At 70.3% G+C, this 22,599-nt stretch carries 18 protein-coding genes; 9 read left to right on the top strand and 9 right to left on the bottom strand.

Annotated features, from left to right (window positions below; genetic code table 11):
* Positions 1 to 644: 644 nt before the first annotated feature.
* The gene (locus ACX28W_RS38085; RefSeq protein ID WP_459004679.1) at positions 645 to 1,322 is read right to left on the bottom strand and encodes a tellurium resistance protein; all 678 of its coding nucleotides are present in this window, start codon (positions 1,320 to 1,322) and stop codon (positions 645 to 647) included.
* Positions 1,323 to 1,525: 203 nt separating this feature from the next.
* Between ACX28W_RS38085 and ACX28W_RS38080 the strand changes: the two genes are divergently transcribed.
* Genes ACX28W_RS38080 through ACX28W_RS38060 form a run of 5 tightly spaced genes read left to right on the top strand, consistent with a single transcriptional unit; the run spans position 1,526 to position 6,231 of the window.
* Positions 1,526 to 2,815: a hypothetical protein gene (locus ACX28W_RS38080; RefSeq protein WP_459004677.1), complete on the top strand. Its 1,290-nt coding sequence runs from the start codon at positions 1,526 to 1,528 to the stop codon at positions 2,813 to 2,815.
* The gene (locus ACX28W_RS38075; protein ID WP_459004676.1) at positions 2,812 to 3,309 is read left to right on the top strand and encodes a hypothetical protein; all 498 of its coding nucleotides are present in this window, start codon (positions 2,812 to 2,814) and stop codon (positions 3,307 to 3,309) included. The genes ACX28W_RS38080 and ACX28W_RS38075 overlap by 4 nt, the downstream gene beginning before the upstream one ends.
* Positions 3,310 to 3,324: 15 nt before the next feature.
* Positions 3,325 to 3,990, top strand: a complete 666-nt coding sequence (locus ACX28W_RS38070) for a vWA domain-containing protein (RefSeq protein ID WP_459004675.1) — start codon at positions 3,325 to 3,327, stop codon at positions 3,988 to 3,990.
* 37 nt (positions 3,991 to 4,027) lie between these two features.
* Positions 4,028 to 5,287 carry a protein phosphatase 2C domain-containing protein gene (locus tag ACX28W_RS38065; RefSeq protein ID WP_459004674.1) on the top strand — a complete coding sequence of 420 codons (1,260 nt, stop codon included), beginning with the start codon at positions 4,028 to 4,030 and terminating at the stop codon, positions 5,285 to 5,287.
* Complete coding sequence (locus tag ACX28W_RS38060; protein ID WP_459004673.1) at positions 5,284 to 6,231, top strand: hypothetical protein; 948 nt, start codon at positions 5,284 to 5,286, stop codon at positions 6,229 to 6,231. The genes ACX28W_RS38065 and ACX28W_RS38060 overlap by 4 nt, the downstream gene beginning before the upstream one ends.
* Positions 6,232 to 6,248: 17 nt before the next feature.
* Here the strand turns inward: ACX28W_RS38060 and ACX28W_RS38055 are convergent, their stop codons facing one another.
* Entirely contained in the window at positions 6,249 to 6,869 is a 621-nt protein-coding gene (locus ACX28W_RS38055; protein ID WP_459004672.1) for an HAD family hydrolase, read from the bottom strand.
* Positions 6,870 to 6,874: 5 nt separating this feature from the next.
* On the bottom strand, positions 6,875 to 8,185 hold the full coding sequence (locus tag ACX28W_RS38050) for an LCP family protein (protein ID WP_459004671.1): 1,311 nt from the start codon (positions 8,183 to 8,185) through the stop codon (positions 6,875 to 6,877).
* A gap of 120 nt (positions 8,186 to 8,305) precedes the next feature.
* On the opposite strand from ACX28W_RS38050, the gene ACX28W_RS38045 reads away from it, so the two are divergent.
* A complete protein-coding gene (locus ACX28W_RS38045) occupies positions 8,306 to 8,854 on the top strand; it encodes an acyl-CoA thioesterase (protein WP_459004670.1) in 549 nt (182 codons plus the stop codon).
* Between the two features lie 19 nt (positions 8,855 to 8,873).
* Here the strand turns inward: ACX28W_RS38045 and ACX28W_RS38040 are convergent, their stop codons facing one another.
* Positions 8,874 to 10,379 (bottom strand): LCP family protein, encoded by a 1,506-nt coding sequence (locus ACX28W_RS38040; RefSeq protein WP_459004669.1) that lies wholly within the window; start codon positions 10,377 to 10,379, stop codon positions 8,874 to 8,876.
* A gap of 127 nt (positions 10,380 to 10,506) precedes the next feature.
* Here ACX28W_RS38040 and ACX28W_RS38035 point away from each other — a divergent pair, with 127 nt between their 5' ends.
* A complete protein-coding gene (locus tag ACX28W_RS38035; protein ID WP_459004667.1) occupies positions 10,507 to 11,574 on the top strand; it encodes a glycosyltransferase family 2 protein in 1,068 nt (355 codons plus the stop codon).
* Positions 11,575 to 11,639: 65 nt separating this feature from the next.
* Here ACX28W_RS38035 and ACX28W_RS38030 read toward each other — a convergent pair whose 3' ends face one another.
* The 4 genes from ACX28W_RS38030 to ACX28W_RS38015 form a co-directional block, all read right to left on the bottom strand.
* On the bottom strand, positions 11,640 to 13,508 hold the full coding sequence (locus ACX28W_RS38030) for an LCP family protein (RefSeq protein ID WP_459004666.1): 1,869 nt from the start codon (positions 13,506 to 13,508) through the stop codon (positions 11,640 to 11,642).
* Between the two features lie 208 nt (positions 13,509 to 13,716).
* Positions 13,717 to 15,456, bottom strand: coding sequence for an LCP family protein (locus tag ACX28W_RS38025; RefSeq protein ID WP_459004665.1), 1,740 nt, complete (start codon positions 15,454 to 15,456; stop codon positions 13,717 to 13,719).
* A gap of 245 nt (positions 15,457 to 15,701) precedes the next feature.
* Complete coding sequence (locus ACX28W_RS38020; RefSeq protein WP_459004683.1) at positions 15,702 to 16,970, bottom strand: LCP family protein; 1,269 nt, start codon at positions 16,968 to 16,970, stop codon at positions 15,702 to 15,704.
* Positions 16,971 to 17,540: 570 nt separating this feature from the next.
* Entirely contained in the window at positions 17,541 to 18,299 is a 759-nt protein-coding gene (locus ACX28W_RS38015) for a TIGR03089 family protein (RefSeq protein WP_459004664.1), read from the bottom strand.
* 129 nt (positions 18,300 to 18,428) lie between these two features.
* Between ACX28W_RS38015 and ACX28W_RS38010 the strand changes: the two genes are divergently transcribed.
* Both ACX28W_RS38010 and manB read left to right on the top strand, forming a co-directional pair.
* A complete protein-coding gene (locus tag ACX28W_RS38010; protein WP_459004663.1) occupies positions 18,429 to 19,814 on the top strand; it encodes a peptidoglycan recognition protein family protein in 1,386 nt (461 codons plus the stop codon).
* A gap of 163 nt (positions 19,815 to 19,977) precedes the next feature.
* A complete protein-coding gene (manB, locus tag ACX28W_RS38005) occupies positions 19,978 to 21,060 on the top strand; it encodes a mannose-1-phosphate guanylyltransferase (protein ID WP_459004662.1) in 1,083 nt (360 codons plus the stop codon).
* A gap of 481 nt (positions 21,061 to 21,541) precedes the next feature.
* Here the strand turns inward: manB and ACX28W_RS38000 are convergent, their stop codons facing one another.
* Entirely contained in the window at positions 21,542 to 22,543 is a 1,002-nt protein-coding gene (locus ACX28W_RS38000; RefSeq protein ID WP_459004661.1) for a DNA-3-methyladenine glycosylase family protein, read from the bottom strand.
* Positions 22,544 to 22,599: the final 56 nt, after the last annotated feature.

The raw sequence follows: 22,599 nt of genomic DNA, 5'->3' as shown, positions 1-22,599 counted from the left end.
ACCGGAAGGCCCTCACCTGTTCAAGATCCCTCAGCCGAGACCTGGCTCACCCGTCCACAACCTCCCGAGACAGAACACCTAGCCCTCGGCTGCGGGCCGTCGCTAACCGGGACTGCGTGGAGGTGGCAGCCATCCCCGGCGGAGAAAACCTACTGCTACGCGAATCCGACGTACCGGACGCCATCCTTCTCGCGACCTCCGTCTCGCTGAGGGCGCTCCTCCAGGCCGTACAGTCCCGCGGTCTCAGGTCGTGTGCCGTCGAGCGGTGTAGCCGATCAAGGTGAGAACGTGCAGGTCCTGGCCGAGATCACGGTGATCTGGGCTCGCTCGTACGGGCCTGGCGGCTTGTCAGCTATTGGCGCGTCCCGGATCGGTGTGTCCGTTCTTGGATACAGCAGACCGAGGTCGGGGGGATGGGCATGGTGACACTCGGCATCCGCGATGTCCTACGCAGACGGGTCGTCCGTCACATGCTGGTCGTGTACGCGCCCACGATGGGCCCGTAACGGACAGGTACGAGGGGCGTTCAAGGCAACCTGCCGTAAACGCGCGTTTCCTTGCTGCGCCCCTTGCCCCGTCTCTCCTGAGGCCGGGGCAAGGGGCGCTCCCGTGGTGTCGTTCGTTCCGGGTGAAGGAGTGGGGGATCAGTCCTTCGTCCCCCACACCCACTCGAAGCCGAAACCGTACGTGCGGTCCATCAACTGCTGGACCGAGTGCCGCCGGGTGCCGGTGTACCAGCGGACCTCGCGGCGCACCGTGAGTCCGCCCGGGCCGGGGGTGGCCAGGGCGATCGCGCAGCCCGTGGCGCCGTCGGGGGAATCGTCGAGGGCGATACGGAATCCGCCGGTCGGGGCGCTGACCGTGGCGGTGGCGCCCAGGCGCCGGAGGTCCACCGCACCCTCGTACACGTAGGTGTAGATGAGCAGTTGCCGGAAGTGCTCGCGGCGGTCCAGGTTGACCCGGAGCGTCTCCCCGTCGGACGAGGCCCCGGTGCGGTCGTCCTGGTCGAGTTCCACGTACGGCCATTGCGCCAGCGAGCCGAAGGAGTTGCCCAGGGGCTGTACGGCCAGGCCCGAGCCGTCGGTGAAGGCGGCCATGCAGCCGAGGTCGAGGTCCGCCTCGGTCGCCGCCGACCAGTTGAGGTTCACCTGCAGCACACCTCGCCCCGCGATCCGGGCCTGCGGTGCCGCCCTGGTGAGCACGATGCCCGCGGGAGAGGAGGGCGAGGCGGGCGGAGAAGGAGAGGGGGGCCGCGGCCGTGCGTCGCCGTCGGCCGCGGGTCGTAGGCGAATGGTGCCGCGTGGGCGATTGTCCTTGCTCAACTGAGCCCCCTCACCGCGCCGTTCAGGAGTGCGGCGGGTGTCAGGAGTTTATGCGCGGTGCGTCTGATTTGGAGTACCCTCTGTGCCTTCGGTCACACGTCTGGTGCGTGTGAACCGGCGGGGGCACGGGGGCACTTCATACGGGTGGGGATCCTTGGGTGTCGTCATCACGCCCCCGCGTCCGTCGTGTTGTGGGGGTGGGCATGCCGACAGGCGCCCTGATGGACCGTCATGTTGTTGCTCAGAGCATCAAGGACCTGGCGGAACGGCCCGCGCTCGGGGCCCGGAAGGAAGAACTGACCGCCCTCTCGGACGCGCTGCGGGATCAGGACACCTCCGCGCTCGAACCGTGGTCCGACCTCGATCTGCTCGCCGCCTACGCCCGCCCGGAGAGTCTCCGGGCCGCCGCCGAAAGCCGGGAGACGGAGCACAAGGCCTGGTCGTACGCCGAAGCGGTGCTGGGTGCGCTGGTCTTCGTACCGCTGATGCTCACCTGGTACGGCCTCACCCGGGCGTCGAGCGCGTACGGAGCGCTGACCGGAGCGGACCCGAAGGCCGCCTCCCGGCCGTTCCTGCAACTGTGGCAGTCCGGCTTCGAGGGGCACCTCACCGGCGCCTTCACCTTCGGCCATGTGGCGATGAGCGCCACGGTGGCCATCGCGGTGCTGTTCGCCCTGGTCCTCGTACACGGCCTGCGACGATCCGCCGTCACACACAGGGAGGAGGCCGCCGAGCGCGCCGGGGAAGAGCTGATGGCGCTGCTCGTACCGGCGCTCACCCGCGCGCAACTGGTGCTGAACCAGCAACGGCTCAGCTCCCCGCAACGCTTCGCCGCCGAGCTCACCGGAGCCGCCGCCACCCTCAACAGGCTGGGCAACAAGGCCGTCCGGGTCCAGAAGGACCTGTCGACGGCCGCCTCGACCGTGGGCGTCGCGGTGGAGGCCGCCGAGCGCCGGCTGGCCGGGGTGGACACCTCCATCCGGCCCCTGGAGGCCGCGGCGGGCCGCATCGAGGCCGCGGTCAGCGAGGGCGGAGCGCAGGTGAGCAAGGCGCTGGGCGACGTCCGCGACGCCAGTGGTGAGGTGCGGCTCGCCGTGTCGGACGCCGGTGACCACGTCGAGGAGTCCGTCACCGTGCTGGCCGCGGCCCAGCGTGCCTACACCACGGGCATCGAGGTGGCCTCGGACGTGTCCGTCCAACTCCTCGGCAAACTCGGTGACATCACCGAGGGCACGGCACGCGCGGTCGAGGAGTCCCGGCAGGCGGTGCGTGAGCTGAGCGCCCACGCGGAAGCGATGCGCGCGGCGGCCGACAGGTTCTCGCAGCTCGCCGACGAACTGCGGGTGGACCGGGCGGAACGGATGGCCGCAGAACCGGCAGCACCCGCAGAACCGGCAGCACCCGCAGAACCTTCGGACCGCACCCGTGTCGTGCTGCACAAGGAGCACGCCGAGCCGACCGACGCACCCGCCTCGCTGACCGATGCCCGATGAAGCGCCCGAAATTCCAGCCACTGCACCTGGCGGGTTGGCTGTTCGCCGACATGCTGCTCGTGCTCGCCCTCGTGGCCATGGGCGACCAGGGAGACCCGCAGGCCGCGAAGACCCCCACCGGCTCGGCCTCGCCCACCGCCTCGGCGCAGAGCAAGCAGACCAAGAAGCCCAAGTCGCCCAAACCCAAGGGTCCGCGGGCCGTTGTCCGCACACCGGTGAAGGTGGCCGTCGACGCGCGCGCCGGGGACAAGGACGCCATCGTGCGCGGGCTGCGCAAGGCGACCGCACGCTACGAGGGGCGGCAGGCCGCCTTCGTGCTCACCTTCGGACGCCACACCGACCCCGGCGCCGGCGGCAGCTACGCCCACGAGGTCAACGCGCTGCTGGAGAAGGCCCGTTCGGACATGTTCCGCGGCGCCACCACACGCGACTTCTGGAAGGGCGGTGCCTCCTCGGGCCACGCCGACCTCGAAATCTACTTCTACACGTACTGAGCTGGAGGTAAGACCTTGCAGATCCTGCCCTTCTACCTGCTCTGCGACGAGTCCGGATCGATGATCGGCGAGCCGATCGACGCCATCAACGGCGCGCTCCCGGATCTCCACCACGAGATCAGCACCAACCCGACCGTCGCCGACAAGACCCGCTTCTGCCTCATCGGCTTCTCCGACACCGCCACCGTGCTGCAACCCCTGGTCGACCTCAGCGACATCGACGAGGTGCCCGCGCTGGCCGCCGGTGGGCTCACCTCGTACGGCGACGCGTTCCGCACGCTGCTGCGCTGCGTCGACGCCGACGTCGCTGCGCTCAAGGCGGAGGGCCACGAGGTGTACCGCCCGGTGGTCTTCTTCCTCTCCGACGGCATCCCCACGGACTCGGACTGGGAGCAGGCGTACAAGGAACTCACCCAGTCCCGGTTCTGCCCGAAGATCATCGCCTTCGGCATAGGCGAGGCACAGGAGTCGACGATCGTGCAGGTCGCGAACTTCCGGGCGTTCATGCAGCAGGACTCCTCGGTGTCACCGGCCCAGGCGCTGCGCGAGTTCGCGTCCAGCCTCACGCGGTCGATCGTCCGCTCCGCGGGGAGCATCCCGGCGGACGGCGGCAGCGGTTTCACCCTCGCCGTGGACGACACCGTGCCCGGGTTCTCCACCGTCTCCCTCGACAAGCTGTGAGGTCGCGCCGATGGGTCAGGAAAGGAACGCCGCGCCCATGAACGCCGGACAGCCCTACGTCGATCCGCAGCGGCCCGATCCGCAGCGGCCCGACCCGCTGGATGAGACGTGGCAGAGCGTCGACCAGGTCTTCTCCGAACCCCCGGCTCCCACCGAGCCGGCACCGCCCATGACCCCGTACGAGCCGTACCAGCCGTACGAGCCGACACCACCGCTGACCCCGCTCAACGAGTCGGAGGTGGGCGTTCCGCAGTACTTCGACGCGCTCCCGCCCCTTCCCGCCGAAACGGCACCCGCGCCCCAAGACACCGCGCCCCAAGACATCGCGCCCCAGGAACCCGCGCCCCAGGAACCCGCGCCTCCGGTCCCGACCCTGGGCATCCCCCTGCACTCCGGCCCGAAGCCACCCCTGTACCCGCCGGAACCCCATGGCGTCCCGGCGGTCCGCAACGACCCGACCGCGGCCCTCATCCCCGACATGGTGGTGGACGGCGCCGCCTACGGCCCCCTCACCGTCCGGGCGGCCTCCGTACGAGGCGACTCGCACCGCTATCAGAACGAACCCCGCCAGGACTCCCTGGCCGTGACCCGCATCGGAGTCCCCGGCCAAGGCCCCCGCTCCGACGAACTGCTGCTCCTGGCCGTAGCGGACGGCGTAGGTTCCGCCGCCCGTTCGCACGTCGGCTCGCAGCAGGCCTGCCGACTCGCCGCGATGCATCTGGACGCCGTCGCCACGGAACTCGCCACGGCGCTGCGCGCGGGAGACCCGCACGGGTTCGCCGCGCTGGTGGAACCGGCGGTACGAAGCGTCGGAACGCTCCTGACCCACCACGCGCACGAGCGGCGCGACGACCCGGCCGCGTACGCCACCACCCTGCGCGCCCTGCTCGTGCCTCTCGACCCGGAGATCCGCACCCGAGGATTCCTGGCCGTCGGCGACGGCGGCACCGCTCTGCTGCGCGACGCCGAGTGGAACCTGTCCGTCACGGACGCGGAGCAGGACGCCGAGCAGGGAGCCGACGGAATGATCGACACGCGCACGGCGGCGCTGCCGCTCAGCCACAGCGTCCACGCGCGGCTGCTCGGCCCGGCCCTCCCCGGCGACGTACTGGTCCTGTGCACGGACGGCCTCTCCACCCCGCTCGCGGGGGACGCCGGAATGCGGGACTTCCTGCGCTCCGCGTGGGGCACCGGCACGGTCCCCGCTCCGGCCGACTTCCTCTGGCAGTTCCAGTACCGGGTGAAGTCGTACGACGACGACCGCACCGCCGTCGTCGTCTGGGAGGGCACGCCATGAACCCCGGTGACGGAGTCGACGTCCCGCTCGGCACGCTCACCCTCGGCGTCCGCGTCGGCGACGGCGGCCAGGGCGAGGTGTACGACGTCGACGGCCCGGGCCGGCTGCTGTACAAGAGCTACCGCGAGCCGGGGAAGGTGAACGGCGGGGAACTCGCGGCCCTGGTGGCCCTGCGCCAAGGGCTCGCCCCCGCCGACCGGGACCGGCTGGACCGGGAGACGGCGTGGCCGCTGTGCCCGGTCGTGGACGGCGGCAGGGTGACCGGCTTCCTGATGTACCGCGCCCCGGACTCGATGACCTGGCGGACCTCGCGCGGCGATGCCCGGCTGACCGAGTTGTCGTATCTGCTGAGGGCTCCCAAGCCCGCCTGGGGGGCCGTCGCGCAGCCGTCTCCGGCCGAGCGGTACGCCTTGGTGGTGGCCGTCGTCGAACTCTTCCAGTGGCTGCACGCGCTGGGACTGGTCGTCGGGGACGTGTCCCAGGCGAACGTGCTGTGGACCGTCCGACCGGGCCCGGCCCCGTACCTCCTGGACTGCGACGGGGTGCGCCTCGTGGGCCGCCCGCCGGTCCTGGAACAGGCGGACACCCCGGACTGGCACGATCCGCTGGCGGCACCCGGTGCCGTCACGGTGGACAGCGACCGGTACAAAATGGCCCTGGCCGTGGGACGCGTACTGAGCCAGGACGCCTACGCGGCCCCCGGCAAGCCCCTGCGACCGCTGCCCGGGGTACTCGACGACCGGCGTGAGAACGCGGTCATGACGCTGTGGGAGCAGGCGGCCGGGCCGCGCGGCAGCAGGCCGCACCTGGGGCAGTGGCGCACGGCGCTGGCCGGGCGGGACACGATCAAACTCATCGCCGCCGAGCCGGCGCCGAAGCCCACCGTGGACCGCACGAAGCTGGACGGCCCGCGCCGCCGGGGGCGGATCAACCTGCGCGACTGACCACGTCACTCACCCGATCACAGTCCGTTCAGCGCACGCCGCAGATCCCCCGGCTCGCGGTAATGGACGGTCCGCATACCGAGCGCGGTCGCCGCGTCCACGTTCTCCAGGGTGTCGTCCACGAACAGGCACCGCTCGGCCGGTACGCCCGCCCGGTCCACGGCGATGTCATAGATCCGCCGGTCCGGCTTGGCGATCCCGACCCGCGCGCTGCTGACCACGTGGTCGGCGAGGTCGGTCAGGCCCAGGACCTCCAGGTCCGCCTCCAGTTGCACGGACGTGTTGGTGACGAGGACCAGCGGCACCCGGGTACGGGCGCCCCGCAGCAGCGCCACCACCGCCTCGTCGGCCCGGAACGGCGACCGGGCCAGCGCCATGGCCAGTTCCAGGGCGATCACCTCGGACACGAGCCCGGTCAGGCCCTGCGCGGCCGACCACGCCCACTCGTCCGGCGTGATCCGGCCGAGTACCAGCGGCAGCACGGTGTCGGGTGCGAAGGCCACCTTCATGGTGGTGCCCTCGGCGAGTCCGGCGGCGCGTTCCAGGGCGTGCAGGGGGGCCGGGTCGTAGACGCGGATCACGTTGTCGACGTCACAGAGCACGGCGTCAAAAAGCAGGTGGGGAGAGGAGTCGGTCATGGTGGTCAGTTGCCCGACACCGTCACCTTCTGGTCGTTCTTCAACTCGTTCACCAGCGTCTTGACTTTGGCCTCGTCCCAGACGAGGTTGCCGTTCGAGGAGCCGGAGATCGGCATGTTCATGGACTTGCCGTCGCCGCCGCTGACGCTCTTCATCGCCCAGAACATGTCGGCGAGGTCGAACAGGCCCATGTCCTTGTCGACGACGAGGGTGTCCAGGCCCGCGCTCATGGTCGGGTAGAGCTTGAAGGGGTTCAGGACCGTGCTCGGCGTCGCGACCTGGTTGGCCAGGGCGGAGAGGAACTTCTGCTGGTTCTTCGTACGGTCCAGGTCGCTGCCCGCGAGCGCGTACCGGGTACGGACGAACGCGAGGGCCTGCTCGCCGTCGAGGGTCTGCTTGCCCGCTTCGAAGTCGGCGCCGGACTTGGTGTCCTTCATGCCGCCCTTGGGGATCTCGATCTCCACGCCGCCGACCGAGTCGACGATGTTCGCGAATCCGGCGAAGCCGATCTCCACGTAGTGGTCGATGTGCAGCTTGGTGTTGTACTCGACGGTGCGCACCAGCAGCTCGGGCCCGTCCTCCGCGTACGCCGCGTTCAGCTTCACGTGCCGGCCCGTGCCCTCGTACGTCTTGCCGGAGTCGGACCCCTTGTACGTCGGTATCTCGACGTCGGAGTCACGCGGCAGCGAGATCAGCGTGGAGCCGTTGTCGCCGGTGTGCAGGATCATCATCGAGTCCGTGCGCTTGCCGTCGGCGGACCCGGTGTGCAGCTTCTTCTTCTCCTCGGCGGACATGCCGGCGCGGCTGTCGGAACCGACGATCAGATAGTTCGTGCCCTCGCCCGCCTCGGGCCGGTCGATGACCTTCGAGAGATCCACGTCACGGTTGAGCTTGGAGTCGGCCCAGAAGTACGTGCTGACGGAGACCACGACCGCCAGCGTGACCAGCGTGATCGCGGTCCACTTGATGCGCCGCCGCCAGTTCGGTGCGGGGCGCGGGCCGAACCCGCCGGTGGAGCCGGGGCCCTGCGGACCGCCGGGGCCGTTCGGCGTGCCGTAGACCTGCCCGGTGTTGTAGCCGGAGTTGTACGCGTTGTCGTACCCGTTGTCGTACCCCTGCCCGTCGTTGTACGACGGCTGCTGCGGCACCCCGCCGTACGGCGGGGCCTGGCCCGGACCCGGACCGGGCCCCGCCGGGCCGCGCCGAACCTGCCGCATGACGCGGGCGCTCTCAGGCTGTGCGCCTGCGCTGCCGCGTCCGTAGCGGTTGCCGCCGTTGTTGCGGTTGTCGTCCCACCCGTCGGGCCAGTCATTCATGCGGACCAGTGTGCCGGGCCGCACTGTGCGCCTTACAAGGGAGTGGGGAGATCTGCGTCACGCCTGTTGCAGAGCTGATGCAAAGACGGCGTTGCGCGCCCCCCACATAGGGTGGACGGCATGACAGACCAGGCGCCCGCCCCGGAATCCGATATTCCCGGCAAGCCGACCTCCGCGTCCCGGACCACCCTCAGCCACATCATGTCCCACAACGACACCAACCTTCTCGGCACGGTGCACGGCGGAGTCATCATGAAGCTCGTCGACGACGCGGCGGGCGCGGTGGCCGGGCGGCACTCCGGCGGGCCCGCCGTCACCGCCTCCATGGACGAGATGGCCTTCCTGGAACCGGTCCGCGTAGGCGACCTCGTCCATGTGAAGGCCCAGGTGAACTGGACGGGACGTACGTCCATGGAGGTCGGCGTCCGCGTCCTGGCCGAGCGGTGGAACGAGTCCACGCCGCCCCAGCAGGTCGGCACGGCCTATCTCGTCTTCGCCGCCGTCGACGCCGACGGCAAGCCGCGCCGCGTGCCGCCCGTGCTCCCGGAGACCGAGCGCGACGAGCGCCGCTGTCAGGAGGCCCAGATACGCCGCACCCACCGGCTCGCCCGCCGCCGCGCGATCCTGGAGCTGCGGGAGCGGCGCGCGGCGGAGGGCCTGAACGACTGAGATCGCCGCCGCGCAGTGACTACGGACAAACCACCTGATCCCCTGTCACCACTCCGGACTCCCCCTGGTGCGAATCCTCCGCCTGCACCCGCTCGACCTCTTTGAAGTCCGCCCCCACGATCACCTTGAGCAGCGGCCCCCGCCCCTTGACCGCGCGCAGCTCGCTGCCGGGCAGCGCGGCCGCGAGGGACTTCGCCGAGCGGTCCCAGCGCGGGTCGTAGGCGACGACGGTGCGCTTGAAGGTCCGGTCGGGCGCGTTGACGGGCTGCCGCGTCGTACGGAACCCGGTGGCGGCGAGCGCGCCGTCCACGCGTTTGCCGAGGCCCTCCGTGGGCGTCCCGTTCTCCACCTGGACCCGGATCTGCTGCGGAGCCACGTCGACGCTCAAAGCCTTGGCACGCTCCGCCTCGCGCTCCGTCTTGCGCTCCGTCTTGCGCGGCGCCGCGAGCGGCTTGTCGTCGCGCAGCGACTGGAAGAGGCGGGCGGACTTCTCTTCGTCCCACTTCAGGGTCGAGCCGATGCCCTTGACGGCGTATCCCATCTTCCCGATCGGCACGGTCGTGAACTCGGAGGAGGAGAGGGAGAAGTTCCGCATCGCCCGCCCGAGCTCCAGCAACTCGTCCGTGCCGAACCCCTTGTCCGCGCGGACCGAGCCGAGCACGGCCCGGGTGACGTCGCGGAACTTCAGCGGGTTCAGCAGCACCCCGGAGGACGTGGCCCGCTCGATCAGCGCCGCCAGGAACCGCTGCTGGCGCTGCATCCGGCCGAGGTCGGAGGCCCCGTCGACGTGCCGGGAGCGGACGTACTGGAGGGCCTGCCCGCCGTTGAGCGTGTGTGAGCCGGCCGCCAGGTCGAGTCCGCTGTACGAGTCCTTCAAGGGCCGTACGGTGCAGACCTCCACGCCGCCCAGCACGTCCACCGTCCGCATGAAGCTGGTGAAGTCGACCTCCAGATAGTGGTCGATCTTGACGTGGGTCATGCTCTCCACGGTGCGGACGGTCAGCTGCGGGCCGCCCTCCGCGTACGCCGCGTTGAGCTTGAGCGGGTGCGGGCCGTGCTGTTCGCCGGTGACCTGGTCGGTGTGCGCGGGCGTCTCGGCGTACGAGTCGCGCGGCAGGCTCACGATGCTGGCGCGTTCCCGGCCCTCCGCGATGTGCACGATCATGACCGTGTCGGTGCAGTGGCAGGGGGCGCCGCCGAGGCGGTACTTCCGGCGCTCCGCCTCCGTGATCCGGTCGCGGCCGTCGGTGCCGACCAGCAGGACGTTCATGCCGTGGCCCGCCGCGGGGCGGTTCTTCATGTCCTTGAAGGGGTCGACCCGTGCGATTTCCGCGTCCAGGCTGGTGACGACCGCGTGGCCGATGCCCGCCGAGGCGAGGACCACCACCGAGATCGTGGTGACCACCCGCATGGCCCAGCGCGGCTTCTTCCTCCGTACGGGGGGCCGCTGCACGGGGGGCCGCCGGGCGGGTGACGGCTGGGGGCGAGTCCGGGGGCGGGCGGGGGACCGGGGCGGCGTGGACAAGGGGGGGACACCTCCGCGAGGCTGGGCGTGGGATCCGTGAGCACCGTAGGTCCATACGATCTGCTGCCCGGCTCGTGGACCGGGCGGCGCGCGCCCGTGTCCCCCATTCGCGGTAACGTGACGTCCGATGAGCGAGAAGTCTGACGTGCAGCCCCCCGCCGTATCCGTGATCATGCCCGTCCTCGATGAGGAGCGGCATCTGCGCGGGGCCGTCCAAGCGATCCTGGCACAGCAGTACGACGGCGAGATGGAGGTGGTCATCGCCATCGGTCCGTCCTCGGACCGTACGGACGAGATCGCCGCCGAGCTCGTCCGTGAGACGGCGTCCCATAAGAACAAGCGCGTCCACACCGTGCCGAACCCGACCGGCCGCACCCCCGCCGCGCTCAACGCGGCGATCAAGGCGTCCCGGCACCCGGTCGTCGTGCGCGTGGACGGGCACGGCATGCTCTCGCCGAACTACATCGCGACGGCCGTACGCCTCCTGGAGGAGACCGGCGCGCAGAACGTCGGCGGCATCATGCACGCCGAGGGCGAGAACGACTGGGAGCACGCGGTCGCCGCCGCGATGACCTCGAAGATCGGCGTCGGCAACGCCGCCTTCCACACGGGTGGCGAGGCGGGACCGGCGGAGACGGTGTACCTCGGTGTCTTCCGGCGCGAGGCGCTGGAGCGGCAGGGCGGCTACAACGAGGAGTTCATCCGCGCCCAGGACTGGGAGCTGAACTTCCGGATCCGGGAGGCGGGCGGGCTGATCTGGTTCTCGCCCGAGCTGAAGGTGTCGTACCGGCCGCGACCGTCGGTCAAGGCACTCGCCAAGCAGTACAAGGACTACGGGCGTTGGCGGCATGTCGTCGCCCGCTACCACGAGGGCTCCATCAACCTGCGCTACCTCGCCCCGCCGACCGCCGTGTGCGCGATCGCGGCGGGCGTCGTGGTGGGCGCGGCGCTGACGCCCTGGGGTTTCCTGATCCCCGGCGGCTATCTCGCGGCGATAGTCGCGGGCTCGCTGCCTGCGGGCAAGGGGCTGCCGCTGAAGGCCCGCGCCCAGATCCCCGTCGCCCTCGCGACGATGCACATGTCGTGGGGCTTCGGCTTCCTCACCAGCCCGAAGGCGCTGGCGAAGAAGGTCATCGCCTCGCGTCGCCCGGCGGTTCTCAGTTCTGCCGAGACCTCCGCCGAGGCCTCCAACTAAGGCTTTTTGTACAGCAGTTGGGCCCCTCTCGATCCGAGAGGGGCCCAACTGTTCACCCAACCCGCCTACGACCAGGTGTAGTCCGGGTTCACATGCATGCAGGCGCCGGTGTCGGCGCCGTTGAGCGCGTCCGCGGACTCCGGGGTGGTGTCGTCCTCCACCGGTGCCTCGTACGTCGTACCGTCGCGCCAGTCGGCGCCGACCACGAGCGTGACACCGGAGACGTCCGTCGACTTCTTCACCGAACTCGTCGGAATCCCCAGCGCCTTGGCGACCGCGCGGGCGTCGCCCTCAAGGTCGGCGCTCGGGTAGCGGATCACCGTGGTGGCCTCGGAGGTCGCCGTCGTCGTCTCCGCCGACGCCTTGGTGAAGCCCTCGTCGACGAGCAACTGGCTCACCGTGCGCGCACGCCCGCCGACCGGAGCCAGCGTGTCGGTCCGGGTGCCGTTCTGCACGGTCACGCCGATCTCGTCGTCCGCCGCGGCCGGGTCGGAGGATGCCGTCTCCTTGGCCGTCGCCTTCTTCTTGTCCTTGCCGTCGAGCGCGATGTCCTCACGGACCAGCCGGAACAGCTGTTCGGCCTCGACCGGCTTGGGCTCCACGCGATTCGGGTCCGAGACCGCCCACTGCCAGGGCATCGTGGTCATCGTGATCCGCTTCGGCTCGACCTTCCTGAGCTGGGTGCCGAGATCGTAGAGCTCCTTCACGGTGCCCAGGCCCTTGTCGACGGTCAGCGCGTTGGTGGCCGTCTCCGCGAGGCTGCGCAGCTTGCCCGGGTTGGTGATCGTGGCGTTCTTGCGCAGCTGGCGGACCATCGAGTTCATGTACTGGTGCTGGGCCTCGGCCCGGCCGATGTCGGTGTTGTCCTTGAAGCCGTACCGCGTCCGCAGCCACTGCAGGGCCTGCTCGCCCTTGACGGAGTGCGTGCCCTCCGTCAGCTTCAGCCCGGAACCGTGGCCCTTGCTGTCCTTGGAGTAGATGTTGGCGTCCACACAGACCGGGACGCCGCCGATCGCGTCCGCCATCGACACCACACCCGAGAAGTCGATCTGCATGAAGTGATCGATGTGGATCTTGGTCAGCTTCTCCCAGGTGGCCACCGTGCAGCCCGGACCGCCGCGCCCCAGCGACCGGTTGGTCATCACCGGCACGGTGGACGCCTCGTACACCTCGTCGTTGTCCGGGTCCGTGCACTTGGGGATGTCCACCAGCGTGTCGCGCGGCATGCTGACCACCGACATGTTGGTGCGGTCGGCGGAGAGGTGCAGCAGCATCTGGACGTCCGCGAGCGGGGGGGAGCCGATAGCGTACTTGGCGCCGCCGAGTTCCTGGTTCTCCTTGGTGTCCCGGGCGTCCGAGCCGATCAGAAGGATGTTCAGCGGGGTCTGCCCGGCCGCGTTCGCCTTGCTCTTGGCCGGCCGGTCCTTGTCGTCGCCGAGGTACAGGTCTTCCTTCTTGATGTTGTCGTTCAGATGCTGGTAGTAGAGGTAACCGGCACCCGCGGTCCCAAGTATCAGTACCGACAGGACCGTCGCCGACCAGCGCAGGACGCGACGTCTGCGCCGCGGCAGCCCCCTGCCACCGCCGTGCCGGCCCTGGCCCCCGGGTTCGGACGGCGGAACGCCGCCGCCCTTCTCGCCCGCACGACCGCCGCTCCCGTGGGCGGAGTCGCCGTCTCCGCCAGGTGGATTGCCACCTTTGCCGGTGGAATCGCCGCCTCCGTCAGCGGGATTGCCGCCTCTGCCGGAGGCATCGCCACCACTGCCGGGGGGATTGCTACGCCCGTCGGAAGGATTGCCACCTCCGTCGGGGGGATTGCCGCCTCCGCCGACGGGATTCCCGTCCTTGTCGTACAGGCTGTCGTCCCAGCCCAGATCACCGGCCTGCCGGACACGTGGTCGAGCCCCCTCCCCACGCACACCGCTTCGCGCCATCTTCCTGCCCCTCCCCACCCTGCACCTGACAAACGGGTCCGTCGTCCCGCGCTCTGCCGGACGCGCGCGCGTCGCACCGGACACCCCTGCGTCCGGTGCGGACACCCCTGCGTCCGGTGCGGTCGCGCCTGCGTCCGGTGCGGACGCCTCCGCGGCCGCTTCGGACACTCCTGCGTCTTCTTAGACGCTTGACGGACCCGTTAGGTCATCAACTGGCGCACACCGTCTTGTCCGCCGTGGACTTCTCGACAGTCGAAGGCGCTGTCGTCGGCGTCGTCATGGACACCCCGGCGCCCTTGAAGTCCTTGCCCAGGGTCAGCACGATCGCGGGCAGACCCTGTGAGTTCGTCTCGCTCTTGCCAGGCTTCATCGCCGAGCCTGACAGCCCCATGAGGTCCGCCAGTTTGCGTGCCTGATCGGCCTGGTCGGGAGAGTACTCGAGGGTCGTCTTGCTAAGTGTTTCGTCGGCGTTTCCGAGCTGGCTGGACTTGGTCACGCCCTCTTCATTCTGCAGCCAGTTGAGAGTCTCCTGTGCGCTGCCGGCTTCGGCACCGCCGTTGTAGATGTTGACCCGGATGTCGGCGGCGTCGGACTGGGTGCCCTTGAGGCGGGCTGCCACCGCGGCCTTTTCCTTGTTGGCCTTCTGCTTCACCGCGGTGAACGACACATCGTCCCTGATCAGGTCGAAGACCGGCTGAGCGGTGGTCGGGTTGACGACGACCGTCGCCTTGACCGTCTCGGCGGGGTTGTCTATGACCGGCACCGTGGTGAAGGAGATGTTCTTCGGCGGCACCTGCTTCAGCTCCAGGGCCACGTCCTTGAGCGTGCTGACCTTGCCGATGCCGGTGTCCACGGTCAGCGCCTTGGTGGCGGCCTCCGCCAGCTTCACCAGCTTGGTGGGGCTGGTGAGGGTGTCGCTGGAGGACATCTTGCGCATCAGCGAAGCCAGGAACTGCTGCTGCACCTTGATGCGGTCGAGGTCGCCCGCGTTGCCGAAGCTGTGCCGGGTGCGCAGGAAGGCGAGCGCCGTCTCACCCTGGATCGTGTGCTCGCCCTTGGACAGCTTGAGGTGCGAGTCGGGGTCGTCGACGTCCTTGGCGAGGCACACCTTGACGCCGTCCACGGCCGTGGTCAGCGTCTTGACCGCGTTGAAGTCGGCCATCATGAAGTGGTCGGGCGTGATGCCCGTGGCCTCCTTGACCGTGCGCATGGTGCAGCCCGCGTCCCGGCCGTCCTGGCCGAGGCTCGTGTTGAAGCGGACGTTCTGCGTCCCAGGGATGACCGTCTCGGTGCCGTCCGAGTCCTTCGTCGTGCAGTCGGGCACGTCGACGATCAGGTCACGCGGAATGCTCAATGCGGTCGCGTTCGTACGGTCCTTGGCGACGTGCAGCAGGATGGTGGTGTCGGCGTGCCCGACGCTGCCCGAGTCACCGTAGCCCTCGTTGCCCGAGCCGGTGCGCTTGTCCGTGCCGATGATCAGGATGTTGAAGGCCTCGTCCTTGCTGAAGCCTTTCTTGCCCGCGCTGCCGACGTCCGTCGTGCTGACGTTGCCCTCGAGGTGCTTGAGGTAGGCGTACGCGGCGGCCGAGACGCCCACCAGGACGAAGGCCATGGTGCCGCCGGTCCACAGCAGTATCTTCTTCGCCCTCGACTTCTTGGGCTTCGTCCGCGTGCGGCGGCGGCCCGGCGGCGGTTCCTCCGGGGTGCCGCGGCGTCGGCGCGGCCCGGGCACGCCGGCGCCCGGAGCCGCGGGATTCTCACGACTCGGCGCGCTACGCGCACGCCTTCCCCCCGCGGCTTCCGCGGGTGATCCGCGGCGCGGTCTGGGAACTCCCGACTGCGGTGCGGAAGGAGTCAGTCGCAGTTCGTATTCGCCGGTGCTCGGATTGAGTACCCACTGGTCTGCGGGATCGATGTCGTCCGCCCGCCCACGGCCTTGCGCGTCCACGGTTGTCTGAATCCTCCGTCGGGGCCACGCGGCGCCCTTCCCCCTCAAAAGGCGCTCGGGTCTCGGTCAACCAGTGCGCGACCCCCAGGACGGACCTCGTGGCCGGGTGCACCGGATCGCTCACACTATCCGCCCAGTTCGATGTCCAGCGACGGAGGTGACGAATTCGATGTGCCTACAACTGGGCAATCCGCCCTATTTCTCAGAGACTTCTTAGTTCCGGGGTTCCCCGCTTGGTGTGCGCTTTACTCGCAGGCGTCCTCGGCCGCCGTGTTCCCGCGGAAAGTCGGGGCGGGAGTGGCGGTGTCGGCGGATCCGGAAGCCCGCTTTCCGCCCGACTTCCCGTCGTCGTGCGACTCCTCTTCGTAGTCGAATGTGGAGTCGTACGTGCCTTCATCACCACCCCTGTTCGAGTTCTCCGCACTGTCTGGACGTCCCGATGCCGTATTTCTGCTCATGTCGGCGGAATGATCCGGAAGGTCCTGAGTGACGGCCACCGGCGCGTCCTCGCGCAGCCGCGCGAAGAGCTTGTCGGCCTCGGGTTCCACAAGTTGGTCGCGATTGGGGTTGTTGACGTACGAAGTCCGCGGCACCGTCAGGAATTGCACACGTTCCGCGGGGATATCGCGCAGGCCGCGAACCAGGTCGTACAGACCGCGCAGGCTCGCCAGACCCGGGTCCGTGGTGAGCGACGAGGTGGCCGCGTCGAGCAGGGGATAGAGCTTCGTCGGATTGAGCAGGACGCCGTTGGTCTGCACCTTGTTGACCAGCGCGCCCAGGAATCGCTGCTGACGTTCCATGCGGTCGGTGTCGCTGCCGTTGCCGAGGCTCTTGCGGGCGCGTACGTAGCCGAGGGACTGTTCACCGTCGAGCAGCACCTTGCCCGCGGGCAGCTTCAGCTTGGCGTCCTCGTCGTCGATGGGCTCCTTCAGGCACACCTCGACGCCGTCCACGGCGTCGACCATGTCCTTGAACCCGCTGAAGTCCACGACCACGTGGTGGTCGACGCGGATGTCGGTGAGCTTCTCGACGGTCCGGATCGTGCAGGCCGAACCGCCCGTCTCGAAGGCGTAGTTGAACATCGCGAACATGGGCCGGGTGCGGCTGCCGTCGGGCCGGCGGCAGCTCGGCACGTCCACCATCAGATCGCGGGGCAGCGAGACGGCGGTCGCGCTGAGCCGGTTCGCTGCGAGATGCAACAGAATGGTGGTGTCCGACCGTTCGGTCCCGGTATCCCTCCCGTACTGCTGGTTCCTGTCCCCCGCCCGCGAGTCCGACCCGATCAGCAGGATGTTCTGCGCGTCGCGCACCAGCGCGGTGGGCCGCTCCTTCTCGTAGCGGGCGAGCTCGGCGGCGGCGGCCTCGTCCGGCGTGATGTTCGCGTTCAGCTTCTCGTACACGGCCCAGCCGATCCCGGCGGCGCCGAGTACGAGGACGGTGAGACCGAGGGCCGAGTACCGCAGCCAGCGCCGCCGCCGGCGTATGAGCCCGTCGCCGGTCGGTGACGCCCCCATTCCCTGCCCCTCCGGCTCCCCGGAAGACGTGCCTGCGCTGTCGATCACGTCTGAGTCCCCCCTCATGGCATACGAGCGTCCCGTGCGACCGTGCGTGCTCCTACGACCATGTCCCGGGGCCGCCCATGGGGGTGACCGATACTGCGCCAAACGGATGACCCCGGCCGACCCGCGTCAGGGGGCGCGGCCGACGCCCTGCGCGGGTGCACGCCCGTCCGGTGGACCGGGCCCCGTCAGGGGCGCGGGGAACTGCGCGCCCAGCCACGGCGGCCCGGCAGTTTCGAGACGGCCTTCTGGCGGGCCTGGGTGGGGCGTGGGTGCGCATCTGGTTGGCGCCCGGGGGCCGGGCCTTGTCAGGGGCGCGGGGAACTGCGCGCCCAGCCACGACGGCCCCGCAGCTTCCAGGCAACCTCCGCGGCACGGCGCTACGGATCCCCGCAGGAGCGCCCGGCCGGGAAAGAAATCCCCGCAACCAACACCCGCCCCCTAGGGCCTGTCCGGCGGATCATGCCGCAGACGCGGGGCCTGGTGCGCACATCTGCGGCGTTGTCGTCGGTTGCCGACTCCCCCCTAGCGGAGCGCCGTCGCCGTCACCCGCTCACTCTCGACCCGCTTGGCCAGCGCATCCTCGCCCAGCCGCTCCAGATTCCGGCACAGCACCACGGACGCCCCGGCCGCGAGCGGCGCGTACAACCCCGCGCTCAGCCCCTCCCACGTGTCATACGGAAGCCCCGACAGCAGCCGTGAACCAGGCCCCGTCAGCCCGAGCGGCCCCGCATCGGCGCGGGCCCGCTCGACGACCTCGGCACCCGTGTGCCCGGCCCCGGCGACGATCAACGCAGGTTCCTCCGGGTCCACCGGCGCGTACGGCACGAACCGGTCCCCCTGACTCGGCACCTCCACGGCGTAGTCGGCGAACCCCGTGGGGGTCTGCGGGAAGCGCCCCCCGAGCGGGCGCAGCGCGAGCGCGACCCGCTCCCCGGAGCACGCACGCGCGGCGTCCAGCGTGTCCGGCCCACTGACCACGAGGTCGGCGGCAGCCGGATCACCCCCGACATCCGCGACCACACCCACCGAGGAGCACGCGAGCAGCCATACCGCCGTCTGCCAGTGCGCGGGCAGCAGCAGTGCCAGCCGATCGCCGGGCTCGGCGGACAGCTCGCCCTGGAGGAGATTCGCGGTCTTGGCCACCCAATTGGCGAAGGTGGCCACGGACAATTCGACACGTTCACCGGTGGCGTCGTCGTAGAAGGTCACCAGGGGGCGCGCGGGGTCCACGGCGAGCGCGGATCGCAGCAGGTCGGCAGGGGTGCGGTCGGTGGCGTTCACGCGCGCAAGCGTACGCGGGGGCGGCCGGTGCGACGCGGCTGCCGGGCCACCGGTTCGGCCGAGCGTGCCCCGACGGTCCGTCAATTCACCAATGGACAGATTTGTATGACTATGTCCACGATCGGGGGCATGCGTGGATTCCTTGCTTCCTCGGTCGGCGTCACGTGCGCGGCCGCTCTCGCCCTTCCCATGGCCCTGTCCGCCCCGGCACAGGCCGGCCCCGGACTCCAGGCGGCGACGACCGAGCCCGCCGTCCAGGGCAGCACCCAATCCCTCCCCCTCGTCCCGCTGGCCGGCGTACGCGCGTTCGGTTCGGCCGCGCCCGAACAGGGGCTCGGCAGACGGGACGTACGGTCGTTCTCGCTCGTCGGCGTCATCTGGGACGATCCGGGCGCCGAACTCCACGGCCGGGTCCAGGTCCGTACCCGTGCCACCGGAACCACCGACTGGTCCTCATGGCAGGACGTCGAGACCCACAACCACGAGCACGCGGCCGACCCGGACACCGCCGAGCGTGACTCGGGCCGGGTGCGCGGCTCCACGGCGCCGCTGTGGGTGGGCGACTCGGACGGCGTAGAGGTGCGCGTCCAGGCGGAGGTGGACCAAAGGGCGCCGCTGCCCGGCGGCCGGCCACTCCCCAAAGGCCTGCGCCTGGAACTCGTGGACCCCGGCGCGGAGCCCCCGTCGGACGACACCTCGGAGGACACCACGAAGGACACTCAGGCGGACGCGGGGCGCACCGGCGTACTGAGCGCCGACCTGGGTGCCTCCACCGTCCAAACGGCCTCCGCGAGCGCCGCGAACGCCGCCCTCGCGCCCCTCGGCGCCACCGAGATCCCGGCGCTCTCCAAGAGCGAGACCGAGCGGGAGGCCCTCGCACTGAACCAGGGCGAGCCGATGGTGAAGCCGTACATCGGCGAGCGCCCGAAGATCATCACCCGGCGCGGCTGGGGTGCGAACGAGAGCCTGCGCGAGCGCGGCTTCGTCTACACCAAAAAGGTGAAGGCCGCCTTCGTCCACCACTCCGCATCCGGCAACAACTACCGCTGCTCGCAAGCTTCTTCGGTCATCCGCAGTATCTACCGCTACCACGTAGTGAGCAGTGGCTGGCGCGACATCGGCTACAACTTCCTCGTCGACAAGTGCGGAAACATCTACGAAGGCCGTGCCGGGGGCGTGGCGAAGGCCGTCATGGGCGCCCACACCCTCGGTTTCAACGCCAACAGCATGGGGATCGCGGTCCTCGGCAGCTTCGGCAAGGCGAAGCCGTCCGCCGCCGCGCTGACCGCCATCGCACGGCTCACCGCATGGAAGCTCGGTCTCTTCGGAGCCAATCCGAAGGGCAAGACATACCTGACCTCCGGCGGTGGCAATCTCTACCGAAAAGGAAAGAACGTACGACTGAACGTGATCTCCGGCCATCGGGACGGGTTCGCCACGGAGTGCCCAGGACGGGCCCTTTACGGCAAGCTCGGCTCGGCTCGGAAGGACGCGGCCCGCTACCAGGGCCGCTGAAGGCCGGAGGGCACCGGAACAGAGCCAGTCGTGCGGGTCTCTCTCCCTCCCCCACAGCCATCGAGGACACCCCACTGCCGTCGAAGGCACCATCGAACGGACTGCATACACTGGCCGGCCGAAGCACCCTTCGGCCGGTCCCGGCAGGAAGCAGAGACGACAGGTGACAGAAGCGATCCTCCTGGTCGGCGGCAGAGGCACCCGGCTGCGCCCGCTCACGGTCAACACCCCCAAGCCGATGGTTCCGGCGGCCGGGGTCCCCTTCCTCACGCACCAGTTGGCGCGGGCGAGGGCGGCAGGCGTCGAGCACATCGTCCTGGCGACCTCCTACCTGGCCGAGGTCTTCGAGCCGTACTTCGGTGACGGCTCGGCGCTGGGTCTCCACATCGAGTACGTCACCGAGGAGGAGCCCCTCGGCACCGGCGGAGCCATCCGCAACGTGGCCGCGCGCCTCCACTCGGGCCCCGACGACCCGGTACTGATCTTCAACGGCGACATCCTCACCGGCCTGGACATCCGGGCCCTGGTCCGTACGCACGAGACGACGGGCGCGGACGTCTCCCTCCACCTCACCCGTGTCGAGGACCCGCGCGCATACGGCCTGGTCCCCACGGACGCCACCGGCCGCGTAACGGCCTTCCTGGAGAAACCCCAGACCCCCGAGGAGATCGTCACCGACCAGATCAACGCGGGGGCGTACGTCTTCCGCCGCTCGGTCATCGACACGATCCCCGAGGGCCGCCCGGTCTCGGTGGAGCGCGAGACCTTTCCCGACCTGCTGGCCGCGGGAGCCCACCTCCAGGGCATGGTCGACTCCACCTACTGGCTCGACCTGGGCACCCCGCAGGCCTTCGTACGCGGCTCCGCGGACCTTGTCCTCGGCCGCGCCCCTTCGCCGGCCGTCCCCGGCCGCTGCGGCGACCGCCTGATCCTGCCCACGGCCACCGTCGCCCCGGACGCCAAGCTGACCGGCGGCACGGTCGTCGGTGACGGCGCATACGTCGGCGAGGGCGCCCGCGTCACGGGCAGCACGATCCTGGAGGGCGCCGTCGTCCAACCCGGTGCCGTCATCACCGACTCCCTCATCGGCGCCCGCGCCCACATCGGCGAACGCACCATCCTCACCGGAACGGTCATCGGCGACGGCGCGGAAATCGGCCCGGACAACGAACTCCGCGAGGGCGTACGGGTGTGGTGCGACGCCCGGATTCCCGGGGGCGCGGTCCGCTTCTCCTCGGACCAGTAGGCGGGACTTGCCCTTCCAGCCCGTCCGGCGTTTGAGTACGAGCCCTTCGAGCGAGGCGGGGCTGGGGACGCAGCGCCCGTGCGGGCGTCCAGGGGGACGAAGCGCCCCGTGCGCGGGTAGGGGGACGAAGCGCCCCGTGCGCGGGTTCAAGGGGGGATGACAACCCCGTGCGGGGGTTGGGGGCGCAGCCCCCGTGCGAGGGTCCAGGGTGAGCAGCCCCCGTGAAGGGGAACGAAGCGCCCGTGTGCGGGTCCAGGGTGAGCAGCCCCCGTGCGCGGTCCAGGGGGAGCAGCCCCCGTGCGCGGTACAGGGGGGATGAAGCCCCCGTGCGGGGGGCCAGGGGGGCCGAAGCCCCCGTGCGGGGGTCCAGGGGGCGCAGCGCCCCTGGCGGGGTCCGGGGCGGAGCCCCGGAAGGATGGGACGGGTAGGGGCGGCGGGGGCGAAAACCTCCCACCCCCACCCGCACCCCACACTCGCCCCCTCACAACCGCCCGATATCCCCCCGCCGCATCCGCGGAGCCCGCCGCGCCGGCGTACGCCCCGACAACAGAATCAACCGAGCCGCCCGATGCCGCTGCCCCGCATACGGCTCCAGCAGCGACAACATCACGGAGTCATCCGCCTCACGATCCCCCGCCAGCGCATACCCCACGATCCCCGGCAGATGAAGATCCCCGACCGTCACCGAATCCGCCGCCCCATGACTGCGCTGCACGGTCTCCGCCGAGGTCCACGGCCCGATCCCGGACACCAACTCCAACCGCGCCTGCGCGGCCCCCGGCTCCATCCCCACCGCCTCCTCGAGCCGCCCAGCCACCCGAACGGCCCGCAGAATCGTCGACGCCCGCTTGTTGTCGACCCCGGCCCGATGCCACTCCCAGGACGGGACCAGCGCCCAGGTCCGCGGCGCCGGCATGACATACATCCGCTCCGGCGCGGGCCCCGGCGCCGGCTCCCCGTACTTCCGTACGAGCAACCGCCACGCTCGATAAGCCTCGTCGGTGGTGACCTTCTGCTCCAGCACAGACGGAATGAGCGACTCCAGCACCAGCCCGGTACGGGTCAGCCGCAACCCCGGCCGTCGATGCCGCGCATGGGCGACCACCCGATGGCGCGGCTCGAAGGCGCCGGGATCGTCCGCCGCGCCAAGCATCTCGGGCAGTTGTTCGAGCAGCCACTCGCCCCCAGGCCCCCACGCCTCACCCCGCACCACCCCGCCCCGCAACGAGACCCGCAGGGTCCCGGCCCCGGCGGGCGTCAGGCTGGCCCGCCACACGGACCCGTCCGGCGTCGCACGGAAGGTCGGATCGGCAGGCCCCCGCCGCAGCGGCCCGAGCACGAGCCCGAGATCGAGCGGCCCGGGCGGAGTCCACGTACGACTGAGCCCGACCCCGTCGGCCTGCCGAGGCACACCCCCGGGCACGCCGACATCCCCGCCGCGCACAGTCGTACGCGTCGGCCGCGGAGCGAAACGACCAGCCACGGATGAGTTCCTAGAAGTGCTCGGGTGCCACGGGCGCCAGGGGGTGCCCTACGAGA

It is taken from the genome of Streptomyces sp. SD15 (assembly GCF_054462255.1).
This window is presented reverse-complemented; position numbering and strand designations above follow the sequence as displayed.

Bases quoted from the DNA above. Each gene is read 5' to 3' on its own strand.
- ACX28W_RS38080 (WP_459004677.1), top strand. From the start codon at position 1,526: ATGCCGACAGGCGCCCTGATGGACCGTCATGTTGTTGCTCAGAGCATC.
- ACX28W_RS38075 (WP_459004676.1), top strand. From the start codon at position 2,812: ATGAAGCGCCCGAAATTCCAGCCACTGCACCTGGCGGGTTGGCTGTTC.
- ACX28W_RS38065 (WP_459004674.1), top strand. From the start codon at position 4,028: ATGAACGCCGGACAGCCCTACGTCGATCCGCAGCGGCCCGATCCGCAG.
- ACX28W_RS38060 (WP_459004673.1), top strand. From the start codon at position 5,284: ATGAACCCCGGTGACGGAGTCGACGTCCCGCTCGGCACGCTCACCCTC.
- ACX28W_RS38055 (WP_459004672.1), bottom strand. From the start codon at position 6,869: ATGACCGACTCCTCTCCCCACCTGCTTTTTGACGCCGTGCTCTGTGAC.
- ACX28W_RS38050 (WP_459004671.1), bottom strand. From the start codon at position 8,185: ATGAATGACTGGCCCGACGGGTGGGACGACAACCGCAACAACGGCGGC.
- ACX28W_RS38045 (WP_459004670.1), top strand. From the start codon at position 8,306: ATGACAGACCAGGCGCCCGCCCCGGAATCCGATATTCCCGGCAAGCCG.
- ACX28W_RS38035 (WP_459004667.1), top strand. From the start codon at position 10,507: ATGAGCGAGAAGTCTGACGTGCAGCCCCCCGCCGTATCCGTGATCATG.
- ACX28W_RS38030 (WP_459004666.1), bottom strand. From the start codon at position 13,508: ATGGCGCGAAGCGGTGTGCGTGGGGAGGGGGCTCGACCACGTGTCCGG.
- ACX28W_RS38020 (WP_459004683.1), bottom strand. From the start codon at position 16,970: ATGGGGGCGTCACCGACCGGCGACGGGCTCATACGCCGGCGGCGGCGC.
- ACX28W_RS38010 (WP_459004663.1), top strand. From the start codon at position 18,429: ATGCGTGGATTCCTTGCTTCCTCGGTCGGCGTCACGTGCGCGGCCGCT.